A 12,688-nucleotide genomic window follows, 5' to 3' on the forward strand; every position below is an offset into this window, starting at 1 on the left:
GTCATGCGACCGGTCGCTGTCTGTAATCATTCGCAAGACTGATACCGATCCATGGTGGCCAGCACGGCGCTTGCAACAAATTATTTCCAAACGTTCTAAAGGACATTCCAAAAATATTGGAACTAAAATGCCACCACCGCTTGCGCTATGGGTGAGGCACCTATACTCCACTGCATTCGCCAGCGCGCATCGCTGGCCAGATGATAAGGACGAGGGCGCGCTATGGAGTGGCTTGGTCTGCATTTCGTTACCGAGTTGCCAAATAGCGGTCAGGTCATTCTCAATTGCACCCACGACCCTGTTTTGGTGCTGATCGCCTTCCTGGTGGCTTGTGCCGCCGGCTTCGCGACCTTGGACATGGTTGAGCGCATCGGTCACGTAGAAAAAGCGGCGGCGCGTCGACTATGGTGCTGGATGGGCACCGGATGCCTGGCCGGCGGCATATGGGCGATGCATTTCATCGGCATGCTGGCCTTCGATGCACCCATTCAGGTGCATTACCAACTGCCTGTCACCTTGGTGTCCTTGGCAATCGCCATGATCGCCTCATCACTTGCGATGTATGCCCTCAGCCGCCCTAAACTGAACATTCGCCAGTACACGCAGGCATCTATCTGCATCGGTCTTGGCATCGCGACCATGCATTACGTCGGCATGACCGCCCTGCACTCCGAAGCGCTGCCTTACTACAACCCGTTCATTTTCAGCTTGTCGATTGTGGTTGCCATTGGCGCCGCGCTGACCGCTTTATTACTGGCCAACCATTTGCGCAACGGCAGCGGCCTGTTTCATCAAGTCATGAAGTTCAGTGCCAGCCTCATATTGGGCGCCGGCATTGTGAGCATGCACTTCACCGGCATGGCCGCGTTTGACCTGGTATTGCCCGCCGGCACGCCCCTGTCTCTGCCTGCCGAAAACAATCACCTGCAACTGGGCTTGATGATCGCCGCGATCATGCTGCTGATCATGGGCAGTTGCATCAGTGCAGCGCTGGCGGACAAGAAGCTGCAAAACAAGGAGCGCGACCTGCAAAGGGTCAATGCCTTGCTCAGCCAGCTCGACCAGGCTCGGGTATCGCTGCAACAAGTGGCGCATTACGACGCGCTGACGAACCTGGTCAATCGCCGTGGCTTCAATCAGATCTTTGCCGAGAAACTCACTCAGAAAACCCACGAAGGCGGGATGCTGGCAGTGCTGTTTCTCGACATTGACCATTTCAAACGTATCAACGACAGCCTGGGGCATGATGCGGGCGACGAGTTGCTGAAGGTCATCGCCGGCCACATCAGGGCCGCAGTGCGCGGTCATGATGACGTGGTCGCACGTTTTGGTGGAGACGAGTTCTGCATCCTTATCGGCCTGCATGATCGCGAAGAAGCGCGACACATGGCGCAGCGCATCATGTTGAAAATGAAAGACCCCATTGAGCTCGCTGGACGCCGCATGGTCATGACCACCAGCATCGGCATCAGTTTGTTTCCCGAGGATGGACAAACGTGTGAGGAGTTACTGAAACACGCCGACCTCGCGCTGTATCAATCCAAGGGTGGCGGTCGCAACGGCCTGAATTTTTTCAACCCCACGATGAAAAACCGCGCCACCCTGGAGTTGCAACTGGAAGAGGAACTGCGCCACGCCCTGCGTGAAGAAGCCGGTTTGATGCTGTACTACCAGCCGATATACGACCTTAAATCCGGCCAGGTCAGCAAGCTGGAAGCATTGATTCGTTGGCAACATCCGGTGCATGGGCTGCTCGCACCAGATCGCTTCATCGCCATTGCAGAAGCCAACGACCTGATCGCCGAACTGGACAACTGGGTGTTGCGCAAAGCCTGTGAAGACCTGGGAGAGTTGTCACGCCAAGGTTGTGAAGAGCTGAAGATTGCGGTGAATTGCTCCCCGCTGAACCTGGCTCGCGAAGAGCTGGCCGATGAGATTGCCCACGCGCTGCGCGTTTCCGGCGTAGCACCACAACGGTTGGAACTGGAGGTCACCGAGAATGCGTTGATGGGCAATATCGCCAATACGCTGGTGTTGTTGCGCCAGATTCGTGCGCTAGGGGTTTCACTGTCGATCGATGATTTTGGCACCGGTTACTCCTCCCTTGCCTACCTCAAGCGTCTACCGCTGAATACGCTGAAAATCGACCGGTCGTTCATTCTCGATATTCCCAGGTCAACCCAAGACATGGAAATCGTCCAGGCCATTATCGTCATGGCCCATACCCTGCACTTGCAGGTAGTGACCGAAGGGGTTGAAACCGTCGAGCAGTACGAATTCCTGGAGCGCTACGGCTGCGATTTCGTCCAGGGATACCTGCTCAGTCGGCCTGTCCCGCTGGAAGAATTACGCCCTGTACTGAACGAAATCAACCAGCGCAAACATTCACGCAACGTCAGCCCTTTAAGCTCGGTTCGCGGTACATCTGTACTAGCGTCGACGGATCTTTTTCCAGGAAACCCTGCCCCCCATGCAATCGCATCAATTGTGCGGCCAGCCCGCTGATAGGTGTCGACGCCCCCTGTTCACGAGAAAATTTGACGGCTGCGTCCAGGTCCTTGAGCAGCGTGCGCACATGCCATTTCACCGGTTCGAAATGACTCTCGGCCATTTGCGGTGCCAGGAACTGCAACGGTTTTGAATCGGCGAAACCACCGGCCAGCGCTTCGGCAATCCGACTGGCATCAACCCCGGAGCGTTCGGCCAACGCCACCACTTCTGCAATCACCAATGCGTTGCAAGCGACGATCATCTGATTGCAGGCCTTGGTTACCTGGCCTGCGCCGACAGCACCCATGTGGGTTACCCGGGCACCCAGGCTGCGCAACACAGGCCTGACACGTTCAAGGTCTGCAACCTCACCGCCGACCATAATCGCCAGGCTGCCAGCTTCGGCGCCAGCCACACCACCGGACACCGGCGTATCCAGCCAGCTCATGCCGGTTTGGCTGGCAAGCGCTGTCGCCATCTCTCGCGTCGCGGTCGGTTCCAGGCTGGAAAAATCCACCAGCAGTTGACCTTTTTTCGCACCTTCTGCGATGCCCGACGCGCCAAAAACCACCTCCCGCACGACCGCCGTGTCGGCCAGGCACAACATCACCACGTCGGCGTGTTGGCACAACTCGGCGGGGGTTTCGACCTGCCGTGCGCCGGCGTCGACCAAAGGCGCGCACTTGTCTGGATTGCGATTCCACACCGTCAGTGAATAACCCGCAGCCAGCAAGCGCTGGCACATCGGCAAGCCCATCAGACCAATTCCGGCAAACGCAAGTGAAGGTGACGTAGCCATCATCTGGCCTCCTTTTGATTAAAGATCGCCGAATATTGGCCGATTCAACATGACTTAGGAAAGGATTCCCCCCGAGAAATGCTCACGCCAATGCGCTGAGGCCGGGGCCAAATACGCGCAAAAAGACGCGTGATTCCATTCCGTGATGGTTGACGACATTTTGTCGCCCAGCCAACCAGTCCAGGTACATGGCGCACAATGACTTCCAAAAACAATCCGGCTACTGCGATATCCGATTTGACGCTCAGCCCTGCTGCGAACAGCCCCGTACCCGCCAGGCCCTTGCCGCCGTCGCGCCCGCTGGGAACTCAGCAATACCTGTACTTCACCGAAACCAATACCGACCGCATCCTCGACAACCTCGACGGCTTGCGCGACATGGTGTTTCCGCGCCCGCCCCACGTGGAAGCCGACAGCGAACACCATAGCGATCAGGAATTCCCCTCGGTGTGCCTGATAGGCCTTGGTCGCTGCGGTTCGAACATTGCGCTGGATGTTGCAGAACTGGTGTACAACGCCCGCAAGTTCTACCTCAACGAATTCAACAACGAAGACCGTCCTTCGGCGGACAAGCGTTACGCCGACAAGGGTTACAGCCCGGCCCAGTGGATTCGCAACAATTTGCGCCTGGGTTCGAGCAAGGCCAGCAAACCAGTGTTCCTGGTTGAACCGCTGGTGATGCTCGGCGACCTGGACAAAGACATCGCCGGCCGGATCCGCTTCTCGCGCAAAGGCGAAAAAAGCGGTTTCCTGCGCGACTACAGCAAAATGAAAATCATGGACCTGTCGGAAGTCCACGCCGGTGGCGCCGGTAACGCACCGATCCTCGGTCAATACCTGGCCAAGATCATCCTGAACAAGGACACCCAGCGTTTTTCCAGCCCTGACTGGAAAATGATCCACTCGTACCTGATCGACAGTTGCGGCATCAAAGCCAACCAGTCGCGCCTGTATTTTTCGATATTCAGTGCCGGTGGCGGTACGGGTTCGGGCATGGCCTCGGAGTTTGGCCTGGCCCAGCAACACTCGTACATGAACAAGACGTTCGACACCAAACCGATGGATGAGCACGACGGCAAAAGCGGCCATTCGTTTGTCTTTGAACCCATCTTCACCAGCGGCATCTGCGTACTGCCGAACATCTCCGATCACCGCAGCGAAATGTCCGAGGCACTGCACATCAACGCCGGCCGACTGCTGTGCAAATACCTGTCGGAGGAATGGGACTTTTCCTACAACTTCGCCAATGAAGACAGCAGCGAAGCCAGTGTCATGGGCCGTATTCGCCCATGGAACGCGATGATGCTGATCTCCAACGACATCATGCGTTACGCCGAAGAGAGCGATGACGGCAACATCCAGAACATTGATGTCAATGCGATGGAAAAACACGCCAACCAATACATCTCGCAACAGATTTTCAATATTCTGACCGCGCAGGCAGTGACGACCGACTACGACCAGAACTACTTCCGTCGTGCCGGCATCGACATCGGTGAAACCATTCGCCTGGACGCCAACGACCTGTTCATGAGCCTGGCCGGGCCGGTCGCGATTGCCTACGCCGAATCCGTGGTGCCAGAAACACCGCCGCCGAGCAGCGACAAGTTCAAAGTGTTCGAGAAAGAACCACAGCGCCTGAACATCGACGATCTGTTTTTCCGCTCGATCGACCTGCCGCATTTCAACAAAGTGACCCAGGCCATCGAAGGCATCAGCCTGTTACCGATCGAGTCCAAGCGCTATCGCGCCTCGTTGGAGCAGTACAAGAATTCCGGCTATGACGCGGCGGCACTGCATGATTTGCACTTCTTCAAGAACTGCTCATCGGTGGTATCGATTGTTTCGCTGCCCAAGGATTACAAGTTGTCCTACATGGACCTGAACCGGTTGAAGACTCACCTCAACAGCCTGTTCCCGAACACCACGCTCAAGCGCTACGCGCTGGTTATCGGCGCTTCGGCCAACTTGTCACTGACCACATTGATCGCCAAGAGCCCGTGCCTGTCGGATGACTTCCTGACGCTGATCGTGGCATTCATCAAGCGCTGCTTCGCGAAAAACCCGTACCGCTTTGATGACACGCTGGATAACTCGATCCTCGACTTCATTATCAATGAAGACTTCGACGAAGACCGGATCGACGATTTGCTCAACGAATTCGAAAACCCGGCGAAGATCCTCGACACCAACTGGTACGCGATTAAACCGATGTACGAGAAGAAGTACCGCGAGTTGATCAACGACAAGGACAAATTCGTCTCGATCAATGACATTCGCTTGTCGCGCGATTGCGTAAAGAAGGCAATCAAGTACTTGCGCGAGATTTACCGTCACCGCATTGGCAAGACCAAGGTTATTTCCCTTAATAACCACACCGGTAAAACCGCGTAATTGGCGTCGCGGCCAATCGCGAGCAGGCTCGTTCCCACAGGGGACCGTGTTCTTTCAGATGAATGCGATCAAATGTAGGAGCGAGCCTGCTCGCGATGGCTGTCTTAAATTCACCAGAATTCCCAACATCCAGAAACAATTAAGCAGCCCTCAGGCTGCTCATAAAACTGTTCCCATTACGTGCCCGTCACCCTCGCCAAGACTCTTCTGTGGCCTTTCTCTACGGCAACATGCCATCACGCTACTCCGCTACACACTTTCGGCACTCAAACCGACGCACCAATACCGTGCAAACGTTTAAGACGTCGCCCTCTCCTGGATCAAAATCCAGGGCGAAACGACCACGGCCCACAGCACCGGATCACGTTCGAAAAGATCCAGCGCCCGCGTTTCAGAGAGCTTGGCGAGTTTGTCGGCGGCCAGCCAGGCAGCCACTTTCTCCCCTTCATCGGTCGCCACTGCCTCAGCGGCCACGATCAAATCCAGATCAGGGTCGACCCATAACAGGGCACCCTTGGCGAAGAACGGTTCCAGCTCTTTCCAGGTAATAGATGCGGTTTCACCAAGCAGCTTGGCATAGAGGGTGCTAGGTTCTTGAGTCATGGGTCCTGTCCGGAAAAGAAATCGACGCGAATGATAACGTCGGTGGTCTGGCAGAAAAACCCGGATGCAATTGAGTCATCGATTGAAAACCGCAGGAAAGCCAAGGATTGCAGGTGAATCAAGCTATTAGCCAGCTAACATCCCGCCGCCATTCTGTATTTTTCTTTCAAATACGCGACATCCTCTGGTTTTGCCCCATGGCGCTGCCTTCCCAGGCGAACAATCGGCGCTCTACACTGTACCGGTACAGTTGCCGGGGGCATTTACCGGAAGATATCGCAGATATCCGATCCGGTTCTGCCGCTACGGCGCCAGGACTATAAAAACTACAACAGTAAGAGTGGAGCACTATGACTAAGGCTACTAAGCAGATTTCCAAACTGTTTGCCGCTATGGTTCTGGCCGGGGTTGCCAGCCATTCGTTCGCAGCCGACACCATCAAGATCGGTATTGCCGGCCCTAAAACCGGCCCTGTAGCTCAATACGGCGACATGCAGTTCAGTGGCGCCAAAATGGCCATCGAACAAATCAACGCCAAAGGTGGCGTAGACGGCAAGAAGCTCGAAGCCGTTGAATACGATGACGCCTGTGATCCGAAACAAGCCGTTGCTGTAGCGAACAAAGTCGTCAACGACGGCGTCAAGTTCGTGGTCGGCCACCTGTGCTCCAGCTCCACTCAACCGGCTTCGGACATCTACGAAGACGAAGGCGTGATCATGATTACCCCGGCTGCCACCAGCCCGGAAATCACCTCCCGTGGTTACAAGATGATCTTCCGCACCATCGGTCTCGACAGCGCCCAAGGCCCTGCAGCCGGTAACTACATCGCCAAGTTCGTCAAACCGAAAGTCGTTGCTGTCCTGCACGACAAGCAGCAATACGGTGAAGGCATTGCCACCGCCGTTAAACAAACCCTCGAGAAAGATGGCGTGAAAGTCGCCGTGTTCGAAGGCATCAACGCCGGCGACAAGGATTTCTCCTCGATCATCTCCAAGCTGAAGCAAGCCAACGTCGACTTCGTCTACTACGGCGGCTACCACCCGGAACTGGGTCTGATCCTGCGTCAAGCACAGGAAAAAGGCCTGAAAGCCAAGTTCATGGGTCCAGAAGGCGTGGGTAACGACTCGATCTCCCAGATTGCCAAGGATGCTTCCGAAGGCCTGTTGGTCACCCTGCCGAAATCTTTCGACCAGGATCCAGCCAACATCGCCCTGGCTGACGCATTCAAAGCGAAGAAAGAAGATCCGAGCGGTCCGTTCGTGTTCCCGTCCTACTCCGCTGTTGAAGTCATCGCCGGCGCCATCACTGCTGCCAAGAGCGAAGACCCTGCAAAAGTGGCCGCTGCCATCCACGCAGGCACTTTCAAAACCCCGACTGGCGACCTGAGCTTCGACGCCAAGGGCGACCTGAAAGACTTCAAATTTGTGGTTTACGAGTGGCACTTCGGCAAGCCTAAAACTGAAGCTTCGCCTCAGTAAGGCATTGCCAGACTGAGCTGACAATAAAGCCCACGGCGTGCCGTGGGCTTTGTTTTACGAACGTACTGGGCCGCGCTTGCGTGATCCGCAAGTCTCCCCACCTGAAAATCTCAAAACCGTCATCAGCGGTTCGCTGGCAAACCTCGAATTCGAAGTGGATGAAGATCCATGGGGCTCGAGCGGGAAAATGACTCCACCAGTGAAATGCGTATCAGGTTTTTAGGAGCGCTGTAATGCCTGACATCTATCACTTCTTCCAGCAGCTGGTTAACGGTCTGACCGTTGGCAGCACATATGCCCTGATCGCCATCGGCTATACGATGGTTTACGGCATCATTGGAATGATCAACTTCGCCCACGGCGAGGTGTACATGATTGGCTCCTACGTGGCGTTCATCGCCATCGCGGGCCTGACAATGATGGGACTCGACAGTGTCCCACTCTTGATGACCGCAGGTTTCATCGCGAGCATCGTCGTTTGTAGTGCCTACGGCTACAGTATCGAACGGATTGCATACCGCCCATTGCGTGGCAGTAACCGTCTGATTCCGCTGATCTCGGCCATCGGCATGTCGATTTTCCTGCAGAACACCGTTCTGCTGGCGCAAGACTCCAAGGACAAGTCCATTCCCAACCTGATCCCCGGCAATCTTTCCTTCGGGCCAGGTGGCGCACAAGAAGTGCTGATTTCCTACATGCAAATCGTGGTGTTCGTGGTGACGCTGATCGCCATGCTCGGCCTTACGCTGTTCATCTCCCGCTCTCGCCTGGGTCGCGCCTGCCGCGCCTGTGCGGAAGACATCAAGATGGCCAACCTGCTGGGTATCAACACCAACAACATCATTGCTCTGACCTTCGTCATCGGTGCCGCTCTGGCGGCTGTCGCGGCCGTGCTGTTGAGCATGCAATACGGCGTGATCAACCCGAACGCCGGTTTCCTCGTTGGCCTCAAGGCCTTCACCGCTGCGGTATTGGGTGGTATCGGCAGCATTCCCGGAGCGATGCTCGGCGGGCTGGTGCTTGGGGTGGCGGAAGCCTTTGGTGCCGATATCTTCGGTGACCAGTACAAGGACGTCGTGGCTTTCGGCTTGTTGGTTCTGGTGCTGTTGTTCCGGCCGACCGGCATTCTGGGCCGTCCGGAGGTTGAAAAAGTATGACTAGGAATCTTAAACAGGCGCTGTTCAGCGCCCTGCTGGTATGGGCTGTAGCCTTCCCGGTACTCGGTCTGAAACTGACCATCGTCGGCATCAATCTGGAAGTTCACGGCACCAGCGACATGACCCTGGCGATCATTGCGATCTGCTCGGTACTGATGTTCCTGCGGGTACTGTTCAACGACCCGATCAGCAAGGCGTGGAAATCCTCGCCAAACATGCCGTTGATTCCAGCCAAGGCCACCAACTTCCTGACCCTGCCGACCACTCAACGCTGGATCATCATCGCGTTGATCGTTGGTGCGCTCGTGTGGCCGTTCTTCGGCTCTCGTGGCGCGGTGGACATCGCGACCCTGATCCTGATCTACGTGATGCTCGGTCTAGGCCTGAACATCGTGGTCGGCCTGGCGGGTTTGCTCGATCTGGGTTACGTGGGTTTCTACGCCGTCGGCGCCTACAGCTATGCGCTGTTGTCGCACTACCTCGGCTGGAGCTTTTGGGTTTGCCTGCCGATTGCTGGTCTGATGGCGGCCACTTTCGGCTTCCTGCTCGGCTTCCCGGTCCTGCGCTTGCGCGGTGACTACCTGGCGATCGTGACCTTGGGCTTCGGTGAAATCATCCGTCTGTTCCTGCGTAACCTGACCAGTATCACGGGGGGTCCGAACGGCATCAGCAACATCGAGAAGCCAACGTTCTTCGGCCTGACCTTCGAACGTAAAGCGGCCGAAGGCATGCAGACCTTCCACGAATATTTTGGCCTGGAATACAACTCGATCAACAAGGTGATTTTCCTCTACCTGGTTGCGTTGCTGCTGGCCCTCGGCGCGCTGTTCGTCATCAACCGTTTGCTGCGCATGCCCATCGGCCGTGCGTGGGAAGCGCTGCGTGAAGACGAAATCGCCTGCCGGGCGTTGGGTCTTAATCCTACGGTGATCAAGCTTTCGGCCTTCACCCTGGGTGCCAGCTTCGCCGGTTTCGCCGGCAGCTTCTTCGCCGCCCGTCAGGGTCTGGTGACACCGGAGTCCTTCACCTTCATCGAGTCGGCGATCATTCTTGCGATCGTCGTATTGGGTGGCATGGGCTCGCAGTTGGGCGTCATCCTGGCGGCCGTGGTGATGATCCTGTTGCCTGAAATGATGCGTGAGTTCAGTGAGTACCGCATGTTGATGTTCGGCGCCTTGATGGTGCTGATGATGATCTGGCGACCACAAGGCCTGCTGCCCATGCAACGTCCTCACATGGAGCTGCGCAAATGAGCCGCGAGATCCTTAAAGTCGAAAATCTGAGCATGCGCTTCGGCGGCTTGCTGGCGGTCAACGGCGTGGCCCTGACCGTGAAGGAAAAACAGGTTGTGGCGCTGATCGGCCCGAACGGTGCCGGCAAAACCACCGTATTCAACTGCCTCACCGGTTTCTATAAACCGAGCGGCGGCAGCATCCTGCTGGACGGCGAACCGATCGAAGGCTTGCCCGGCCATAAGATCGCCCTCAAAGGCGTGGTTCGCACCTTCCAGAACGTGCGGTTGTTCAAGGACATGACGGCCGTTGAGAACCTGCTGATTGCGCAGCACCGTCACTTGAACACTAACTTTCTGGCGGGTTTGTTCAAGACCCCGGCGTTCCGCAAAAGCGAGCGCGAAGCCATGGAGTTCGCCGAATACTGGCTGGACAAGGTCAACCTCAAGGAGTTCGCCAACCGTACCGCCGGCACCTTGGCGTACGGTCAGCAACGTCGTCTGGAAATCGCCCGTTGCATGATGACCCGCCCGCGGATCCTGATGCTCGACGAACCGGCCGCCGGCCTCAACCCAAAGGAAACCGAGGACCTGAAGGCACTGATCGGCATGTTGCGCGAGGAGCACAACGTCACCGTGCTGCTGATCGAACATGACATGAAACTGGTCATGAGCATTTCCGACCACATCGTCGTGATCAATCAGGGCACGCCTCTGGCTGACGGTACGCCGGAACAGATCCGCGACAATCCTGAAGTGATCAAAGCCTACCTGGGGGAAGCGTAAATGCTGCAATTTGAAAACGTTTCCACCTTCTACGGCAAGATCCAGGCCCTGCACAGCGTCAACGTCGAAATCCGTCAGGGTGAAATCGTGACGCTGATCGGCGCCAACGGTGCAGGCAAATCCACGCTGCTGATGACGCTCTGCGGTTCGCCGCAAGCCCACAGCGGCAGCATCCGCTACATGGGTGAAGAGCTTGTAGGTCAGTCCTCGGCCGACATCATGCGCAAGAGCATCGCGGTGGTTCCGGAAGGTCGCCGGGTGTTTGCCCGCCTGACCGTGGAAGAGAACCTGGCCATGGGCGGGTTCTTTACTGACAAGGGCGATTATCAGGAACAGATGGACAAGGTTCTCGGACTTTTCCCACGCCTGAAAGAGCGTTTCGCCCAGCGCGGCGGCACCATGTCTGGCGGTGAACAGCAAATGCTTGCCATCGGTCGTGCGCTGATGAGCAAACCCAAGCTGCTGCTGCTCGATGAGCCGTCGCTGGGTTTGGCGCCGATCATCATCCAGCAGATTTTCGACATCATCGAACAGCTGCGCAAGGATGGTGTAACGGTGTTCCTGGTCGAGCAAAACGCTAACCAGGCGCTGAAAATCGCTGACCGTGCCTACGTGCTGGAGAACGGCCGCGTAGTGATGCAAGGCACCGGTGAAGCGCTGCTGACTGACCCGAAAGTGCGCGAAGCGTATCTGGGTGGTTGAGACGCTGCGGTAAAGAAAAACGGCCTTCGGGCCGTTTTTTTATGCTCGCCATAAACCTCTCGACAACAAAATCCGCGTGTAGAAGTGAACGTCCTATAGGCGATCCAGCGCCTCGCCGCTGCGCTTGAACCAGCCAATCAAATAATCCGCCAGCACTTGCGTGCGCTTGGGCAAGCCGCCCTGATACGGATGCACCAGGTACATCGGCATGCTGCGTGTCTGGTATTCGCGCAATATCCAGCGCAAACGTCCCTCGGCCAAATCCGACTGCAGCAAATAGGACGGCAAACGCGCAATACCGGCGCCGGCCAATGCGGCTTTTTTCAGCAGGCTGTAATGATTGCTGGCGAACGGCCCCGACACCCGCACTCGCATCAATTCGTGTTGCTGGTGATAAAGCCATTCTTCACGGCCACTGTAGTGACTGTTCAGCAAGCAGCGGTGCTCGGCCAAGGCGTGCGGCGTCAGCGGCTCACCGTACTGCTCGAGATACGCTGCACTGGCGCAGGTCATCTCATGCCACGCCAACAACGGGCGGGCCACCAGTCGTTGGTCAACGGCTGCGTCAGAGCGAATCGCCAAGTCGAACCCATCGCGGGACAAGTCATGATAGTTGTTGTTGAGGTCTAACTCGATCTGCACCTGCGGGTACTTTTGGGAGAACTCCAACAGCAATCCATCGAAAAAGGTTTCCCCCAGCGATACCGGAACCGTCATACGAATCGGTCCAGCCATATCGTCCTTCAGACGCGCCAACGCCTGACGCGCCCTCTCCACTTGGACGACAAGCGCCTGTGCTTGTGGCAGCAGTGCCGCACCCGCGGCCGTCAAACTCAAACGGCGGGTGGTGCGTTGCAGCAAGATCACTGAAAACCGCGATTCCAAGAGGCTGATGCGCTTGGACAACTGGCCCTTGCTGCAACCCAGTTGCTGCGCCGCCAAGGTAAAACTCCCGGCTTCGATCAACACCGCAAACGCTGCCAGATCATCCATTTCGCTCATGGATTGTTTCCATTTGAAAACCAAAGGTTGCCTATTAGTGCGCTTA

Annotated in this window: 10 protein-coding genes; 7 read left to right on the forward strand and 3 right to left on the reverse strand. The window is 56.6% G+C overall.

The window, feature by feature from the left end; translation table 11 throughout:
* The first annotated feature begins 222 nt into the window (after nucleotides 1-222).
* Nucleotides 223-2,505, forward strand: a complete 2,283-nt coding sequence (locus ACQR3R_RS14145; protein WP_428272919.1) for an EAL domain-containing protein — start codon at nucleotides 223-225, stop codon at nucleotides 2,503-2,505.
* On the opposite strand, the gene ACQR3R_RS14150 is transcribed toward ACQR3R_RS14145, so the two are convergent.
* Nucleotides 2,396-3,289, reverse strand: coding sequence for an NAD(P)-binding domain-containing protein (locus ACQR3R_RS14150; protein WP_428272920.1), 894 nt, complete (start codon nucleotides 3,287-3,289; stop codon nucleotides 2,396-2,398). The genes ACQR3R_RS14145 and ACQR3R_RS14150 overlap by 110 nt on opposite strands.
* A 198-nt stretch (nucleotides 3,290-3,487) precedes the next feature.
* Here ACQR3R_RS14150 and ACQR3R_RS14155 point away from each other — a divergent pair, with 198 nt between their 5' ends.
* Nucleotides 3,488-5,683, forward strand: coding sequence for a hypothetical protein (locus ACQR3R_RS14155; RefSeq protein WP_428272921.1), 2,196 nt, complete (start codon nucleotides 3,488-3,490; stop codon nucleotides 5,681-5,683).
* Between the two features lie 297 nt (nucleotides 5,684-5,980).
* On the opposite strand, the gene ACQR3R_RS14160 is transcribed toward ACQR3R_RS14155, so the two are convergent.
* Nucleotides 5,981-6,286, reverse strand: coding sequence for a DUF2288 family protein (locus ACQR3R_RS14160; RefSeq protein WP_428272922.1), 306 nt, complete (start codon nucleotides 6,284-6,286; stop codon nucleotides 5,981-5,983).
* Between the two features lie 350 nt (nucleotides 6,287-6,636).
* Between ACQR3R_RS14160 and ACQR3R_RS14165 the strand changes: the two genes are divergently transcribed.
* The 5 genes from ACQR3R_RS14165 to ACQR3R_RS14185 all read left to right on the forward strand — a co-directional run bounded on the left by ACQR3R_RS14165 (nucleotide 6,637) and on the right by ACQR3R_RS14185 (nucleotide 11,640).
* Entirely contained in the window at nucleotides 6,637-7,764 is a 1,128-nt protein-coding gene (locus ACQR3R_RS14165; protein WP_428272923.1) for a high-affinity branched-chain amino acid ABC transporter substrate-binding protein, read from the forward strand.
* 233 nt (nucleotides 7,765-7,997) lie between these two features.
* Nucleotides 7,998-8,921 (forward strand): high-affinity branched-chain amino acid ABC transporter permease LivH, encoded by a 924-nt coding sequence (livH, locus tag ACQR3R_RS14170; RefSeq protein WP_428272924.1) that lies wholly within the window; start codon nucleotides 7,998-8,000, stop codon nucleotides 8,919-8,921.
* Nucleotides 8,918-10,174: a high-affinity branched-chain amino acid ABC transporter permease LivM gene (locus tag ACQR3R_RS14175; RefSeq protein ID WP_428272925.1), complete on the forward strand. Its 1,257-nt coding sequence runs from the start codon at nucleotides 8,918-8,920 to the stop codon at nucleotides 10,172-10,174. The genes livH and ACQR3R_RS14175 overlap by 4 nt, the downstream gene beginning before the upstream one ends.
* Nucleotides 10,171-10,938 carry a high-affinity branched-chain amino acid ABC transporter ATP-binding protein LivG gene (livG, locus tag ACQR3R_RS14180; protein WP_428272926.1) on the forward strand — a complete coding sequence of 256 codons (768 nt, stop codon included), beginning with the start codon at nucleotides 10,171-10,173 and terminating at the stop codon, nucleotides 10,936-10,938. Before ACQR3R_RS14175 ends, livG begins: the two co-directional genes overlap by 4 nt.
* On the forward strand, nucleotides 10,939-11,640 hold the full coding sequence (locus ACQR3R_RS14185) for an ATP-binding cassette domain-containing protein (protein WP_428272927.1): 702 nt from the start codon (nucleotides 10,939-10,941) through the stop codon (nucleotides 11,638-11,640).
* A gap of 93 nt (nucleotides 11,641-11,733) precedes the next feature.
* Here ACQR3R_RS14185 and ACQR3R_RS14190 read toward each other — a convergent pair whose 3' ends face one another.
* On the reverse strand, nucleotides 11,734-12,642 hold the full coding sequence (locus tag ACQR3R_RS14190) for a LysR substrate-binding domain-containing protein (RefSeq protein WP_428272928.1): 909 nt from the start codon (nucleotides 12,640-12,642) through the stop codon (nucleotides 11,734-11,736).
* Between the last annotated feature and the right edge of the window lie 46 nt (nucleotides 12,643-12,688).

It is taken from the genome of Gordonia sp. IEGM753 (assembly GCF_050321825.1).
Lineage (GTDB): Bacteria > Pseudomonadota > Gammaproteobacteria > Pseudomonadales > Pseudomonadaceae > Aquipseudomonas.